We start from the raw sequence: 15,286 nt of genomic DNA, 5'->3' as shown, positions 1-15,286 counted from the left end.
ACCACTGGCACGCCCGGGGCCCAGGGCGTCATCGGCACGTCCCGGCCCGGCAGCGCCGACACCGGCGCGCGTGGGACCGGCAGGACTTGCGCCACCGGAACGCGTGGGCCCGGCAGGACCGGCGGCGCCGGAACGCGTCGGACCGGCCGCGCCGACGGCCCCGGCCCGCGCGGAACCGGCTGCCCCGGTGCCGACGGCACGTCCGGGACCAGCCGCACCGACGGCGTCGGCGCCCGTCGGACCGCCGGGGGCGACACCGGAAGCACACCCCAGAGTCGCCGCACCGGCTCCATCGGCGCGCGACGAACCGGCCGCGGGGGCCCCGTCGACACGCGGTGAGCGGGTCGTGCCGGTGCTCTCGGCCTGCCCGGGGCCCGTGCGGGGTGGGGTGTCCGGGAAGCGGGCCGAGGCGGGCGGGGGCGGGGGGCTCACGGGGTCGGCGACCTCGGGGACCACCGGGTGCCGCGGGGCGCGGCCCTGCCGGGCGGCTCGTGCGCGGGGGGTGAAGACGGAGGGTTCGTCGTCGGGGTCCTCGGCCGGTGCCGCGTCGGGCCGAGGCGTGCGGGACGCCGTCGTGGCCGGGCCGGTCGGTCGGTCCGGTGCGAACGGGACCGGTTCGGCTGCCGTCGGTTCGGGCTCGGGCGGGGACGAGGGGCGCGGTGGGACGGGGGCGTGCCGCGCTTCCGTGCTCATGCACCCCCCGTTTCCTCGTGCCCGGGCCGTCTCCTCGTACGCGGGCCGTCGCACCTGCCCGGCCGCGCCCGGCGCAGAAGTTCGTCCGGGCACGCATACCCGTACGGCCGCAGCGGCATCCCGGTTCACCTGGTGGGCCGGGTGTGTTCCGCCGTACGTGCGCGTCACTCTACGGGTTGCCGGGTGCGGAGACGGAACCAGTCCGGGGGCCCGGGGCATCTGCCCGGAACGTCCCCCTACCCTGCGGTAATCGTGTCTGGCAGGCTTCCGTCATGACTGCGCGCGCCGCCGACCGGGCCCGTTACGACCGGGCCACCGCCCATCTCGACGCCCCTCTCGCGATCGTGGATCTCGAGGCCTTCGACGCCAACGCCACCGACCTGGTCCGCCGCGCCGCCGGCAAGCCGGTCCGCGTCGCCAGCAAGTCCGTGCGCTGCCGGGCCCTGCTGGAACGCGTCCTGGCCAGGGACGGCTTCCAGGGGATCATGTCGTTCACCCTGGCCGAGTCGCTGTGGCTCGCGCGCTCCGGGTTCGACGACATCCTGCTGGCGTACCCCTCCGCCGACCGGTCCGCCTTCGCGGAGCTGACCGCCGACCCCAAACTCGCCGGCGCCGTCACCGTGATGGTCGACGACCTCGCGCACCTCGACCTCATCGACGCCGCCCGCGACGGCGGTCGCGAAGTGGTACGAGTCTGCCTGGAGTTGGACACCTCGCTGAAGCTGCTCGGCGGCCGGGTGCGGGTGGGCGCGCGCCGCTCACCGCTGCACTCCCCCGCCCAACTCGCCGAGCTGGCCCGCGCGGTGGACCGCCGCCCCGGCTTCCGGCTGGTGGGGATCATGGCGTACGAGGGGCACATCGCGGGAGTCGGTGACGCGGTCGCCGGGCGGCCGCTGCGCTCCCGTGCGATCCGGCTGATGCAGGCCACCGCCCGGCGGGAACTGGCCGGGCGCCGGGCGGCCGTGGTGCGGGCGGTGCGTGCCGTCGTACCCGATCTGGAGTTCGTGAACGGCGGCGGGACGGGCAGCGTGCAGCACACCGCCGCGGAGGACTCGGTCACCGAGATAGCGGCCGGCTCCGGGCTGTACGTGCCGCGCCTCTTCGACAACTACACGTCGTTCAGGGGCCGGCCGGCCGCCCTGTTCGCCCTGCCGGTCGTCCGCCGGCCCGGCGTGGGTGTCGTCACCGTGCTGGGCGGCGGCTACCCCGCGTCCGGGATGGCCGGCCCCGACCGGCTGCCGGTGCCGTACCTGCCCGAGGGGCTGGGGTACGACCCGCAGGAGGGCCCCGGCGAGGTGCAGACCCCGCTGCTCGGCTCGCCCGCCGACGACCTCCTCGTCGGCGACAAGGTGTGGTTCCGGCACGCCAAGGCGGGCGAGCTGTGCGAGCGGTTCGAGGTGCTGCACCTCGTCGAGGGCGACGAGGTGACGGCGGCCGTGCCGACCTACCGCGGCGAGGGCCGCACGTTCCTCTGACCCCGCCTACAGCGGGGTGACGTAGGCGCCCGAGATCCCGCCGTCCACCAGGAAGTCGGTGGCGTTGACGAAGGAGGAGTCGTCGCTGGCCAGGAAGGCGACGGCGGCGGCGATCTCCTCGGCCTCGGCGAACCGGCCGACCGGGATGTGCACCAGGCGGCGGGCGGCCCGCTCCGGGTCCTTGGCGAACAGCTCCTGCAGCAGCGGGGTGTTGACCGGGCCCGGGCACAGGGCGTTGACCCGGATGCCCTCCCGGGCGAACTGCACGCCCAGTTCACGGGACATGGCGAGCACGCCGCCCTTGGACGCGGTGTACGAGATCTGCGAGGTCGCCGCGCCCATCCGTGCCACGAAGGACGCGGTGTTGATGATGGAGCCCCTGCCCTGGCGGCGCATGTAGGGGATGGCGGCCTTGCAGCACAGGTAGACGGAGGTGAGGTTGACCTCCTGGACGCGCTTCCAGGCCTCCAGCCCGGTCTCCAGGATGGAGTCGTCGTCGGGCGGCGAGATGCCGGCGTTGTTGAAGGCGACGTCGACGCTGCCGTAGGTGTCGTACGCCGTCCTGAACAGCGCCTCGACCTGCTCGGGGTCGGTGACGTCGACCTTCACGAAGAGTCCGCCGACCTCGTCGGCGGCGGCCTTGCCGCGGGCCTCGTCCACGTCGGCGCAGACCACGTGGGCACCCTCGGAGGCGAGGCGGCGGGCGGTGGCGAGGCCGATGCCGCTGCCGGCTCCGGTCACGACTGCGGTACGGCCGACGAGGCGGCGGCAAACACTGTTGTCGGTCACTGTGCGGGGCCCTCCGTGCTGATGAAGACGTTCTTGGTCTCGGTGAAGGCGGTCAGGGCGTCGGGGCCGAGCTCGCGGCCGAGGCCGGACTGCTTGTAGCCGCCGAACGGGGTCCAGTAGCGGACGCTGGAGTGGGAGTTGACGGACAGGTTGCCCACGCGGACGGCCTGGGAGACGCGCAGGGCGCGGCCGAGGTCCCGGGTCCAGACGGAGCCGGAGAGGCCGTAGGGGGTGCCGTCGGCGAGGCGGATCGCGTCCTCCTCGTCGGTGAAGGGCAGGAGTACGGCGACCGGGCCGAAGATCTCCTCGCACGCCGCCGGGCTGTCGTGCCGCTCCCCCGTGAGGACCGTCGGCGGGAACCAGAAGCCGGGTCCGTCGGGCGCGCTGCCGCGCAGGGCGGGCGCGTCCTCGGGGACGTAGGACCGTACGCGGTCCAGCTGCTGACGGGAGATCAGCGGGCCCATCTGCGTCTTCTCGTCGGCCGGGTCGCCGACGACCACGGCGGCGAGCGCCCCGGCGAGGAAGTCCCGCGCCTCCTCCAGCACGCTCTCCTGGACGAGGATGCGGGTGCGGGCGCAGCAGTCCTGGCCGGAGTTGTCCAGGAAGGAGAAGGGGTCGAGGGCGGCCTCCAGGTGCGCGTCGGCGAAGACGACGTTGGGGCTCTTGCCGCCGAGTTCCAGGGTGACCGGTTTGACCAGGCGGGCGCAGCGCTCCATGACCTCGCGGCCGGTGCGGGAGGAGCCCGTGAACACGATCTTGGCGACGTCCGGGTGGTCGACCAGGGCGCGTCCGGCGGTGTGGCCGTGGCCGGGCAGCACCTGGAAGAGGTGCTCGGGCAGGCCGGCCTCCAGGGCGAGTTCCGCCAGCCGCAGGGCGGTGAGCGGGGTCGTCTCGGCGGGCTTGAGGACGACCGCGTTGCCCGCGGCGAGTGCCGGGAAGGAGCCCCAGGCGGCGATCGGCATGGGGAAGTTCCAGGGGGCGATCACGCCGACCACGCCCAGGGGTTCCTGGAAGGTGACGTCCCAGCCGCCGGGCACCGGGATCTGCTTGCCGAGGAGGCGTTCGGCGCCGCCGGCCGCGTAGTGCAGCAGGTCGCGGGCGTTGCCGGCCTCCCAGCGGGCGTTGCCGAGGGTGTGGCCGGCCTCGCGGACCTCCAGCCGCGCGAGTTCCTCGACGTGGGCGTCGACGGCGTCGGCGAAGCGGCGCAGCAGCCGGGCCCGGTCGGCGGGCGGGAGCGCGGCCCAGCGCGTCTGGGCCCGTGCGGCGCGTGCGACCGCGGCGGCCACGTCCTCCTCGGTGGCCGCGGCGACGGTGGCGACGACCTCCTCCGTGGCGGGGTTGAGGACCTTCAGCTCGTGCGGGTCGGACACGTGTTGACCTTTCACAGGCGTTCGAAGGAGCGGCGCAGCTCCCAGTCGGTGACCGCGGCGTCGAAGGCCTCCAGTTCGACGCGCGCCATGTTGCGGTAGTGGGCCACGACCTCGTCGCCGAAGGCGGCCTTGGCGATCGGGCTGTTCTCCCAGAGCTCGGCGGCCTCGCGCAGGGTGGTCGGGACGTGTACGTAGTCCGCGGTGTAGGCGTTGCCGGGGCAGGGTTCGGGGAGTTCGAGCTTCTGCTCGACGCCGTACAGGCCGGCGGCGACCAGTCCGGCGACGGCCAGGTAGGGGTTGACGTCGCCGCCGGGCAGGCGGTTCTCGAAGCGCATGGAGCGGCCGTGGCCGACCACGCGCAGGGCGCAGGTGCGGTTGTCGTGGCCCCAGGCGACGGCGGTGGGGGCGAAGGAGCCGGGCTGGAACCGCTTGTAGGAGTTGATGTTGGGGGCGTAGAGCAGGGAGAACTCGCGCAGGGCGGCGAGCTGCCCGGCGAGGAAGTGCCGCATCAGCTCGGACATCCCGTCGGGCCCGGCCATCGCGTTGGCGCCGTCCGCGTCCGCGAGCGAGAGGTGGATGTGGCAGGAGTTGCCCTCGCGCTCGTTGTACTTGGCCATGAAGGTGATCGAGACGCCCTCCTGGGCGGCGATCTCCTTGGCGCCGGTCTTGTACAGGGCGTGCTGGTCGCAGGTGGTGAGGGCCTCGTCGTAGCGGAAGGCGATCTCGTGCTGGCCGGGGTTGCACTCGCCCTTGGCGGACTCGACGGTGAGCCCGGCGCCCGCCATGTCGTTGCGCAGGCGGCGCAGCAGGGGCTCGATGCGGCCGGTGCCGAGGATGGAGTAGTCGATGTTGTACTGGTTGGCGGGCGTGAGCCCGCGGTAGCCCGCGTCCCAGGCCTGTTCGTAGCTGTCCTTGAAGACGATGAACTCGAGTTCCGTGCCGACCTGGGCCGTGTAGCCGAGTTCGGCGAGCCGGTCGAGCTGGCGGCGCAGGATCTGGCGGGGTGCGGCGGCGACCGGTGAGCCGTCGTTCCAGGCGAGGTCGGCGACGAGCAGGGCGGTGCCGGGGTGCCAGGGGACGCGGCGCAGGGTGGCGGGGTCGGGGTGCATGGCGAAGTCGCCGTAGCCCCGGTCCCAGGAGGACATCGCGTAGCCGTCGACGGTGTTCATCTCGGTGTCGACGGCGAGGAGGTAGTTGCAGCCCTCGGTGCCGTGGCTCAGCACCTCGTCGAGGAAGAAGCGAGCGGCGAACCGCTTGCCCTGCAGCCGCCCTTGCATATCGGGGAAGGCCAGGACGACAGTGTCGATCTCACCGCTCGCGACAAGGGCGTGCAGTTCCTCGACACTGAGCGGGGGTGTGCGGTCTGCCACGGGAGAGCCTCCTTCGGCGCCTTCGCGCGTCTTCGGCCGGGCCGGGAGCCATAAGGTATTGCGCAGAACCATTGCTTGGGAAGGGGGTACGGCCGGATGGCGTGGGAGACGGAGGCCCACGGGGTGGGCGACCGGCTCGCTCCGGTGCTGCGGCCGGTCCGGGCGGGCAACGGCTTCGAGGAGGCGCTGGAGCAGATCCTCCAGGTCGTACGGCTCGGCCTGGTGCCGGGCGGCGAGCGGCTGCCGGCCGAGCGGGAGCTCGCGGAGCGGCTCGGGATCAGCCGGGTGACGCTGCGCGAGGTGCTGAAGGTGCTGCAGGACCAGGGGCTGGTGGAGGCCCGGCGCGGGCGCTACGGCGGAACCTTCGTGCTGCCGCGCGCCGACGCGGGCGGCGAGGACGAGCTGCGGCGGCGGATCACCGAGGTCGACGTCGAGGACGTGCTGCGCTTCCGCGAGGTGCTGGAGGTGGGCGCGGCGGGACTGTGCGCGGCGCACGGGCTCACCGGGGAGCGGGCGGAGCGGCTGCGTGAGGCGCTGGCCCGCACGCACGACGCCCCGCTCGCCGACTACCGGCGCCTGGACACGCTGCTCCATCTGACCCTCGCCGAGCTGTGCGGTTCCCCGTCGCTGACGGCGCAGTACGCGGCGGTCCGGGCCACGGTGAACGAACTGCTCGACTGCATCCCGTTGCTGGTACGGAACCTGGAGCACTCCCAGCGGCAGCACACCGCGCTGGTGGAGGCGGTCCTCGACGGGGACGCGGACGGGGCGCGGGAGATGATGCGCGAGCACTGCGCGGGTACGGCGGCACTGCTGCGGGGCTTCCTGACCTGAGCCGGCTGATGCAAAGGTGTGACAGTGAACCTTTGGATGGGTCCCTGGACTGCTAGGAGGGCGGCGTGAGCGGACGGCCTTTGATCGGTGTGAGCACGTATCTGGAGACCGGCGCCCGGTGGGGCGTGTGGGAGCTGGAGGCCGTGCTGCTGCCCGCCGGCTACCCGCGTCTGGTGCAGCGGGCCGGGGGCGTCGCCGCCCTGCTACCGCCCGACGAGCCCGAGCGGGCCGCGGCGGCGGTGGCCCGGATCGACGGGCTGGTGATCGCGGGCGGGCCGGACGTGGACCCGGCCCGGTACGGCGCCGCCCGCGACCCCCGTACCGGACCTCCCGCCACGGCACGCGACACCTGGGAGCTCGCCCTGATCCGGGCCGCGCTCGACGCCGGTCTGCCGCTGCTGGGCGTCTGCCGGGGCATGCAGCTGCTGAACGTGGCCCTCGGCGGGACGCTGGTGCAGCACCTCGACGGGCACGCGGAGGCGGTGGGCGTGTTCGGCGGCCACCCGGTGAAGCCGGTGCCGGGGACGGTGTACGCCGGGGTCGTCCCTGAGGAGACGACCGTCCCGACCTACCACCACCAGTCCGTGGACCGCCTCGGCGCGGGTCTCGTCCCCTCGGCCCACGCGGCGGACGGCACGGTCGAGGCCGTCGAACTGCCGCCGGAGCATGGGTGGGCGCTGGGCGTCCAGTGGCACCCGGAGATGGGCGAGGACCTGCGGGTGATGCAGGCGCTGGTCGCTGCCGCGGGCTGAGCGTTTCCCTGCGGCTTGCGGTTCTCTGGCGGGTGCGGGGGCGTGGACGGCGGGCTTGCGGACCGTTGCCGGGTGCGGGTGCGTAGGGCTTGGTCGCGCAGTTCCCCCCGCCCCTTCCGGGGCGGAACCCGGCCGTGGGACAGCGGGGGCCCGACGCGCCGGTGGGCTTGCGACCGCTGACGGTCGCGGGTGCGTAGGGCTTGGGCGCGCAGTTCCCCCCGCCCCTTCGGGGGCGCTCGTCGCCGCGGCTCGTTGTGCCGCCGGTCGGGGAGGGACGGTCTCGCCCCAGCTCAGCCCCGGGTCAGTGAGAGCAGTTCTCGGGCCGGGCCCGTCGGGCGGTGGCCTGTCGGCCAGACCGCGCGGAGGTCGCGGCGGAGCGAGACGTCCTGGACCGGGATGCTGACGAGCCGGCGCATCGCCAGTTCCTCGCCCACCGCCAGCTCGCTGAGGACGGACGGCCCCGCCCCGCTGACCGCCGACGCCTTCACCGCCGTCGTCGAGGACAGTTCGATCAGCGGGCGGGCAAGGCCGCCGAGGGCCGCGTCCAGGACCTGCCGGGTGCCGGAGCCGCGCTCGCGCAGGATCAGCGGGGTGGCCGCCAGCTCGCCGGCCGTCAGGGGGCGCCGGCGGCGGGCCCAGGGGTGACCGGGGGCGGTGACGACGATCAGCCGGTCCTGGGCGATCACCGCCGAGTCCAGTCCGGTCGGAATGGTCAGGCCCTCCACGAAGCCGAGGTCGGCCTCACCGGCCAGCAGCAGTTCCGCGACCTTCGCCGAGTTGCCCGCGAGCAGCGACACCGCCGTGTCGGGGCGCTCGGCGTGCAGCGCGAGGAGCCAGCCGGGCAGCAGGTACTCGGCGATGGTCATGCTCGCCGCGACCCTGAGCCGGGAGTCCCGCCGGTCCCGCAGTGCCCGCGCCCCCGCGTCGAAGGCCGCCGCCGCCTCCACCACCCGCCGGGCCCAGTCCGTGACCAGGGCGCCCGCGTCCGTCAGCCGGGAGCCGCGCGGCGAGCGGTCGACCAGGGCCACCCCCAGCTGCCGTTCCATGGAGCGGATCCGGCTGCTGGCGGCCGGCTGCGTGATGCCGACCTCTCGTGCCGCCGCGCCCAGACTGCCCAGCCGTGCCACCGCGAGGAGCAGCTCCAGCGCGCCGAGGTCCGGCACCCGGTGCGCCAGCGATCCCGTGCCCTCGCGCCGTCCCTCCGCCTCGCCCATAAGACCAGCTTATGCCCTCATGGGGGCGTACTCCCTGGCCGATCCGGAGCCCCCGCGGGACGGTGGCCTGCTCAGCGGCGAGCTGCTCGCAGCGCCCCGGCCAGCACCCGCGGGGCCTCGGTCAGGGACGGGCCGTACCAGGTCAGATGCCGTCCGCTGACGAGGGCGCAGGGCAGGCCGGGGAAGGCCTCGGGGCCGTCGCCCGCGGTGAACCGGTACGGCTCGTCGGGCAGCACCACCAGGTCCGGGGCGGCCGCGCGCAGCTCCTCCGGCGGGACGCGGGGATAGCGCTCGGGGTGGCCGGCGTACAGCTGGTCCACGCCGAGACGGGCCAGCACGTCACCGGCGAAGGTGTCCCGGCCGAGGACCATCCAGGGGCGCCGCCAGATCGGTACGACCGCCGTGCTGCGCTCCGCCGGTTCCGGCAGCGCCGTCCAGGCCGCCTGGGCCGCGTCCAGCCAGCGCGGCCGTCCCGGCGCCCCGCACGCGGTCAGCACCCGGTCCAGCTCGGGGAAGGCCTGCGGCACCGTCCGCACCTCGGTGACCAGCACCTGGACGCCTCCGGCGCGCAGGGCGTCGAGGTCGGGGACACGGTTCTCCTCCTCGTTGGCGAGCACCAGGTCCGGGGAGAGGGCGAGGATCCGCTCCACGTCGGGGTTCTTGGTGCCACCGATCCGGGGGACGTCCAGGCCGGCGGGGTGGCTGCACCAGTCCGTGACGCCGGCGAGCGTCCCGGGCAGCGTGACGGCCACCGCCTCGGTGAGCGACGGCACGAGGGAGACGACCCGCACTACCGGGACCGGTCCTGGACCGCCTCGATGTGCTCGGCGACCGCCACCACGACGACCCGGGTGTCCGGGACCGTCGCCCGCCAGCGGTGGCGGACCCCGCCGGTCAGGTACATGGTGTCGCCGCGGCCGAGGCGGTAGGCACGGCCCTCGGCCTCGATCTCCACGGCGCCGTCGGCGACGTACATCAGCTCGTCGTTGCGGTGCTGGAACTCGCGGCCCGCGTCATGGTCGCCGGTGAACTCGGAGGCGTGCAGCTGGTGGTGGCCGCGCACCAGGGAGCGCGTCCTCGGGTCGAAGTCGCCCTCGGAGGCGGGCTCGGCGCGGACGACGTCCACGCTGGCGGCCGGGTCGGCGGCGGCGAGGAGCTCGACGGCGGTGGTGCGCAGGGCGTCGGCCAGCTTCTCCAGGGAGCTCTGGCTGGGGCGGGCCCGGTCGTTCTCGACCTGGCTGAGGAAGGGGACGGACAGCCCGGTGCGCTCGGCCACGACCGCCAGGGTCAGTTCCAGCGCACGGCGGCGCCGCCGGACGGCCGCGCCCACCCGCACGGGTTGCTGCTCTTTGTGGTCGCCCATCGCTGCCGGCTCCCTCCCTCGCTCGTCGCACCGCTCTTCCCGGGTGCCCGTCGGCGGGGCACGCCCGGCACCGGGTTCCCATCGCGGGGCACGCCGCTCATGATGACTTCACTGCACCCTACGCATGTTCGGCAAACCGTTTCACGCGCCCGTCACATCCCCCGGGTCCGGCGAGCGCGCACCCTCACGGTTCTCGCCAGTGCCAGGGGGCTCCGGACGCCTCCGCAAATACTTCCTCCCTGGGGATGAACATGCCCACCAGGGGGAGTCGTGACCCTGGGTGATTGGCCGGATCCTTCCCGTAGGGGAAATGCCGCGAGGGGCGGGCCGCGCCGGGTGCCCTGCGGCGTTCGGCGCTGCCCGCCCCCTGGTGGCGGCCGGGAGGGTCAGGTCACCCGGCCGCCCGGCCGCCGGCGCCCTTGGCGACCGGCGCCCACTTGTCGACCAGGCCCGGGTTGCGGCGCAGCCAGGTGCGCACGGCGTCCTGCTCCTTGCCCTTGCCGGCCTTCTGGATCTCCGCCTCCAGGCCCGTGAGCTGTTGCTCGGTCATGGAGAAGTCCTTCAGCCAGCGGCCGATCTCCGGGTTGTCCCCGGCGAAGCCCTTGCGGGACAGGGTGTGCACGCCGTCGCCCTTGCCCCAGGCGCCCTTGGGGTCCTTGAGCTTCTTCAGGTCGTAGTCGCTGTAGGCCCAGTGCGGCGACCACAGGGTGACGACGACCGGCTGCTTCCTTGCGTAGTCGCGCTTCAGCTCGGCGAGCATGGCCGGGGTGGACCCGTCGATCACGTCGAAGCCGTCCTGCAGGCCGTACGCCTTGAGGACCTTGGTCTTGAGCAGGCCCATCATGCCCGCGCTGGGCTCGATGCCGACGATCTTCCCGCCGAACTCGGAGGCGTGGTCCTTCAGGTCCGCCAGCGAGTTCACGTCCTTCACGTAGGACGGGACGGTCAGCTCCAGTGAGGTGGGGCCGTACCACTTGCCGAGGTCGTCGAGCTGCTTACCGTACTTCTTCCAGTACTCGGCGTGGGTGGTCGGCAGCCAGGAGTCGGTCTCGAAGTCGACCTGGCCGGTGGCGAGGCCGGTGTAGAGGGGGCCGGCCGCGTACTGGGTGGTGGTGACCTTGAAGCCGCGCTCCTCCAGGATCTCCTTCCACAGGAAGGTGGAGGCGACGCCCTCGTCCCAGGGGATGAAGCCGAGCTTGATCTCCTTGCCCTTGCCGACGTCGGTGCCGGAGGCCTCGGAGGTGCCGCCGGAGGGGCCGAAGACGCCCATGCCGCCCGCGACCAGGGCGAGGACGACGACGCCGACGACCGCGACGGCCGGGCGCGGGCGGTACGACCACGCGCGCGTGGTGGCCTTCGCGGCGGCCCGCCGGCCGAGCGGCGAGAGCTGGGTGCCGAGCGCGCCGGTGACGCGGTCGAGGTAGATGGCGAGGACGACGATGCCGACGCCCGCCTCGAAGCCGTAGCCGATGTCGAGCTGGCCGATGGCCTCGTTGACGGCCCCGCCGAGGCCGCCGGTGCCGACCATGCCGGCGATGACGACCATGGACAGGCCCAGCATGATCACCTGGTTGACGCCGGCCATGATGGTCGGCAGGGCGAGCGGCAGCTGCACGCGCCAGAGGATGTCGCGCGGGGTGGTGCCGAAGGCCTCGGCGGCCTCGACCAGTTCCGCGTCGACCTGGCGGATGCCGAGTTCGGTCATGCGGACGCCGGGGGCGAGCGCGAAGATCAGGGTGGCGACGACGCCGGCGGCCGTGCCGAGCCCGAAGAAGAGCATGGCCGGGATCAGCAGGACCATCGACGGCATGGTCTGGAGCAGGTCCAGGACGGGCCGTACGGCGGCGCTGACGGTCTTGGAGCGGGCGGCCCAGATGCCCAGGGGCAGGGAGATCACCAGGGCGATCAGGGTGGCGACGAGGACCAGCGCGAGCGTGGACATGGCCTGGTCCCACAGGTCGAGCGAGTCGACCAGGGCGAATCCGGCGAAGGCGAGGACGCCGGCGAGCAGGCCGCGCAGCCACCAGGCGACGATCGCGAGGATGCCCGCCGTCAGCAGCGGCGCGGGCGCGGCGAGCACCGCGTCGATGCCGTTGTACATGCCCTCCATGACGGCCTTGACGGCGTCGAAGAGCCAGGAGAAGTGGGCGACCAGCCAGTTGACGCCGGAGTCGACCCAGTCCCCGAGGGGCAGCCTAGGCACGGACGGTCACCTTCCCCCCCTTGCCGCAGCCGGCCGGCTCGCCCTGTTCGTCGCCGACGAGGCCGACCAGGCGCCTGCGGGGCACGACCCCGACGAGGGCGCGGTCGGCGCCGAGCACGGCGACCGGGTGGGTCAGGCGGGCGCTGATCGCGCACAGCTCGGCGAACGGCGTCTCGGGGACGGCGGTCTCGCAGTCGCAGTCGGCCTCGTCGCCGCGCACGTCGGTGTCCATGACGGCGGCGGCGGTCAGCACGCGGGAGCGGTCGACGTCCTTGATGAAGGAGGCGACGTAGTCGTTCGCGGGGCGCAGCAGGATGTCCTCGGCGGTGCCGGTCTGCACGATGCGGCCGTCGCGCATGACGGCGATGCGGTCGCCGAGCCGCATGGCCTCGTTGAGGTCATGGGTGATGAAGACGATGGTCTTCTTCAGGGTCTTCTGGAGCTCCAGGAGCTGATCCTGCATGTCGCGGCGGATCAGCGGGTCCAGGGCGCTGAAGGACTCGTCCATCAGCAGCAGGTCGGCGTCGGTGGCGAGGGCGCGGGCGAGGCCGACGCGCTGCTGCATGCCGCCGGACAGCTCGTCGGGCCAGGACGCCTCCCAGCCGGCCAGGCCGCACAGGGCGAGCGCCTCGTCGGCGCGGCGTGCGCGCTCGGCGCGGGGCACGCCCTGCACTTCCAGGCCGTAGGCGGCGTTGTCGCGGACGCTGCGGTGCGGGAAGAGCGCGAAGTGCTGGAAGACCATGCTGATCTTCGTCGAGCGCAGTTCGCGCAGCCCGCGGTCGCCGAGCGCGCCGAGGTCCCGGCCGTCGAAGCGCACGCTGCCCGCGGTCGGCTCCAGCAGGCCGTTGAGCATGCGCAGCAGCGTGGACTTGCCGGAGCCCGACAGGCCCATGACGACGAATATCTCGCCTTCCTCGACGCGGAAGGAGGCGTCGATGACGGCGGCGGTGGTGCCGTCGGCGCGCAGCTCCTCCCGGTCGGCGCCCTGCCGCAGCCGCTCCACTGCCTCGTCCGGTCGTCTGCCGAACACCTTGAACAGGTGCTCCGTCTCAAGCCTGGCTGACACGCGTACCTCTCGCCTTCGGGGACATGACAGAGGCCGCGCCTCCCCACGATCGACATGGTCAAACTTTTAAGTGTTCTAGCTCACACCGCAGCTCCGGCCGGTGGGCCGCCGCCGCGGGCCGGGTGAGTGTCGGTGCCGTGCGGCATGATGCGAGCGTGACCGGACGACTCATGCTGCTCGACACCGCATCGCTCTACTTCCGCGCCTACTTCGGCGTCCCGGACTCCGTGAAGGCGCCGGACGGCACGCCGGTGAACGCCGTGCGCGGACTGCTGGACTTCATCGACCGGCTGGTCAAGGACCACCGGCCGGAGCACCTGGTGGCCTGCATGGACGCCGACTGGCGGCCGCAGTGGCGGGTCGACCTCATCCCCGGCTACAAGGCGCATCGGGTCGCCGAGGAGCACACGGGCGCGCCGGACGAGGAGGAGGTGCCGGACACGCTCGCCCCGCAGGTGCCGGTCATCGAGGAGGTGCTGGACGCGATCGGCATCGCGCGCGTCGGCGTCGCGGGGTACGAGGCGGACGACGTGATCGGCACGTTCACCGCGCGGGCCGGCGGCCCGGTCGACATCGTCACCGGCGACCGCGACCTGTACCAGCTGGTCGACGACGGGCGCGGCATCCGCGTGCTGTACCCGATCAAGGGCGTCGGCACGCTGCAGGTGACGGACGAGGCCGTGCTGCGCGAGAAGTATGGCGTCGACGGGCGGGGGTACGCGGACCTGGCGCTGCTGCGCGGCGACCCGAGCGACGGTCTGCCGGGCGTGGCCGGCATCGGCGAGAAGACGGCCGCCAAGCTGCTCGCCGAGTTCGGCGACCTGGCCGGGATCATGGCGGCGGTCGACGACCCCCGGGCGAAGCTCACGCCGTCGCAGCGCAAGCGGCTCACCGAGGCCCGGCCGTACGTGGCGGTGGCGCCGAAGGTGGTGCGGGTGGCCGCCGACGTCCCGCTGCCGGACGTCGGCACCGCCCTCCCCCGCGCCCCGCGCGATCCGGCGGGGCTCGAGGAGCTGGCGGCACGGTGGGGACTCGGCGGTTCCCTGCAGCGGCTGCTGACCACGCTCGGGGCGTGAGCGCGACCGGCAATCGCGGCACCGGACCGGCAATTTTCCGGCAAAAGGCGGTCACGAGACCGGCGCGAAAGATCCGGCCCCACGGAGAGGTGCTAACTTAGGTAAACCTAACCAATCCGCAGGAGGCCGTGATGGCAGAGCGTCCGGAACGAAAGCCGCGCAAGCTCTACACCGCACAGGTGGTACGCACCGAGCGCCTCTCCCCGCACATGCAGCGGGTGGTGCTCGGCGGCGACGGCCTTGCCGGTTTCGCGGCGGACACCTGCACCGACCACTATGTGAAGCTGCTGTTCGGCCCGGCCGGCGTGACCTACCCGGAGCCCTTCGACCTGGAGCGGATCCGTGCGGAGTTCCCGCGCGAGCAGTGGCCCGTGACGCGGACGTACACCGTGCGCGCCTGGAACCCCGAACACCGCGAGCTCACCCTGGACTTCGTGGTCCACGGCGACGAGGGTCTGGCCGGCCCGTGGGCCACCCGGGTGCGGCCCGGCGACCTCCTGCGGTTCACGGGCCCCGGTGGCGCGTACGCGCCCGACCCGAGTGCGGACTGGCATCTGCTCGTCGGCGACGAGAGCGCGCTGCCCGCGATCGCCCGCGCCCTGGAGACGCTGCCCGAGGGTGCCAGAGCCCACGCCTTCGTGGAGGTGTCCGGACCCGAGGAGGAGCAGAAGGTCGACTCCGACGTGGAGGTCGTCTGGCTGCACCGCGGGGACCGGCCGGTCGGCGAGGCCCTGCTGGAGGCGGTGCGCGCGCTGGAGTTCCCGGCGGGCCGGATGCACGCGTTCGTGCACGGCGAGGCGGGCTTCGTGAAGGAGCTGCGCCGGATGCTCCGCGTCGAGCGGCAGATCCCCCGCGAGGACCTGTCGATCTCCGGCTACTGGCGGCTCGGCCACAACGAGGACGGCTGGCAGGCCTCCAAGCGGGAGTGGAACGCCCGCATCGAGGCCGAGCAGGAGAGCCGCCCGGCGGCCGCCTGAGCGGGCACGAGCGCTGAAGCGGGGGTCTCCCTGGAGGGGGGGCGCCGCCTCCGTAGCGTTTTGTCCCTCCGAAAGGGAGGTGGGGGATTGGCGTGGTCGCGGGC

General features: G+C 73.5%; 13 protein-coding genes. 5 read left to right on the top strand and 8 right to left on the bottom strand.

Annotated features, from left to right (window positions below):
• The first annotated feature begins 965 nt into the window (after positions 1-965).
• Positions 966-2,168, top strand: a complete 1,203-nt coding sequence (locus tag ACZ7FF_RS35335; RefSeq protein WP_470817629.1) for an amino acid deaminase/aldolase — start codon at positions 966-968, stop codon at positions 2,166-2,168.
• A gap of 6 nt (positions 2,169-2,174) precedes the next feature.
• Here ACZ7FF_RS35335 and ACZ7FF_RS35330 read toward each other — a convergent pair whose 3' ends face one another.
• From ACZ7FF_RS35330 to ACZ7FF_RS35320, 3 genes are read right to left on the bottom strand one after another with little or no spacing between them, the layout of a single operon-like run.
• Complete coding sequence (locus ACZ7FF_RS35330; protein WP_470817627.1) at positions 2,175-2,957, bottom strand: 3-oxoacyl-ACP reductase; 783 nt, start codon at positions 2,955-2,957, stop codon at positions 2,175-2,177.
• Complete coding sequence (locus ACZ7FF_RS35325) at positions 2,954-4,327, bottom strand: aldehyde dehydrogenase family protein (protein ID WP_470817625.1); 1,374 nt, start codon at positions 4,325-4,327, stop codon at positions 2,954-2,956. Before ACZ7FF_RS35325 ends, ACZ7FF_RS35330 begins: the two co-directional genes overlap by 4 nt.
• Before the next feature lie 11 nt (positions 4,328-4,338).
• A complete protein-coding gene (locus ACZ7FF_RS35320) occupies positions 4,339-5,697 on the bottom strand; it encodes a glutamine synthetase family protein (protein WP_470817624.1) in 1,359 nt (452 codons plus the stop codon).
• Between the two features lie 96 nt (positions 5,698-5,793).
• Between ACZ7FF_RS35320 and ACZ7FF_RS35315 the strand changes: the two genes are divergently transcribed.
• Together ACZ7FF_RS35315 and ACZ7FF_RS35310 are read left to right on the top strand one after the other, a co-directional pair.
• The gene (locus ACZ7FF_RS35315; protein WP_470817623.1) at positions 5,794-6,531 is read left to right on the top strand and encodes a FadR/GntR family transcriptional regulator; all 738 of its coding nucleotides are present in this window, start codon (positions 5,794-5,796) and stop codon (positions 6,529-6,531) included.
• Between the two features lie 65 nt (positions 6,532-6,596).
• Positions 6,597-7,283 carry a gamma-glutamyl-gamma-aminobutyrate hydrolase family protein gene (locus ACZ7FF_RS35310; protein ID WP_470817622.1) on the top strand — a complete coding sequence of 229 codons (687 nt, stop codon included), beginning with the start codon at positions 6,597-6,599 and terminating at the stop codon, positions 7,281-7,283.
• Positions 7,284-7,573: 290 nt separating this feature from the next.
• On the opposite strand, the gene ACZ7FF_RS35305 is transcribed toward ACZ7FF_RS35310, so the two are convergent.
• The 5 genes from ACZ7FF_RS35305 to ACZ7FF_RS35285 form a co-directional block, all read right to left on the bottom strand.
• Complete coding sequence (locus tag ACZ7FF_RS35305; protein WP_470817621.1) at positions 7,574-8,497, bottom strand: LysR family transcriptional regulator; 924 nt, start codon at positions 8,495-8,497, stop codon at positions 7,574-7,576.
• A gap of 71 nt (positions 8,498-8,568) precedes the next feature.
• The gene (locus ACZ7FF_RS35300; RefSeq protein ID WP_470817620.1) at positions 8,569-9,288 is read right to left on the bottom strand and encodes a helical backbone metal receptor; all 720 of its coding nucleotides are present in this window, start codon (positions 9,286-9,288) and stop codon (positions 8,569-8,571) included.
• Positions 9,288-9,860: a helix-turn-helix domain-containing protein gene (locus tag ACZ7FF_RS35295; RefSeq protein WP_470817619.1), complete on the bottom strand. Its 573-nt coding sequence runs from the start codon at positions 9,858-9,860 to the stop codon at positions 9,288-9,290. The genes ACZ7FF_RS35300 and ACZ7FF_RS35295 overlap by 1 nt, the downstream gene beginning before the upstream one ends.
• A gap of 391 nt (positions 9,861-10,251) precedes the next feature.
• Positions 10,252-12,063: an ABC transporter permease/substrate binding protein gene (locus tag ACZ7FF_RS35290; protein WP_470817618.1), complete on the bottom strand. Its 1,812-nt coding sequence runs from the start codon at positions 12,061-12,063 to the stop codon at positions 10,252-10,254.
• The gene (locus ACZ7FF_RS35285) at positions 12,056-13,129 is read right to left on the bottom strand and encodes a quaternary amine ABC transporter ATP-binding protein (RefSeq protein WP_470817617.1); all 1,074 of its coding nucleotides are present in this window, start codon (positions 13,127-13,129) and stop codon (positions 12,056-12,058) included. Before ACZ7FF_RS35285 ends, ACZ7FF_RS35290 begins: the two co-directional genes overlap by 8 nt.
• Before the next feature lie 155 nt (positions 13,130-13,284).
• On the opposite strand from ACZ7FF_RS35285, the gene ACZ7FF_RS35280 reads away from it, so the two are divergent.
• Positions 13,285-14,205, top strand: coding sequence for a 5'-3' exonuclease (locus ACZ7FF_RS35280; RefSeq protein WP_470817615.1), 921 nt, complete (start codon positions 13,285-13,287; stop codon positions 14,203-14,205).
• 131 nt (positions 14,206-14,336) lie between these two features.
• Positions 14,337-15,182, top strand: coding sequence for a siderophore-interacting protein (locus ACZ7FF_RS35275; RefSeq protein ID WP_470817613.1), 846 nt, complete (start codon positions 14,337-14,339; stop codon positions 15,180-15,182).
• Positions 15,183-15,286: the final 104 nt, after the last annotated feature.

Source organism: Streptomyces sp. NPDC037126 (genome assembly GCF_055605965.1).
This window is presented reverse-complemented; position numbering and strand designations above follow the sequence as displayed.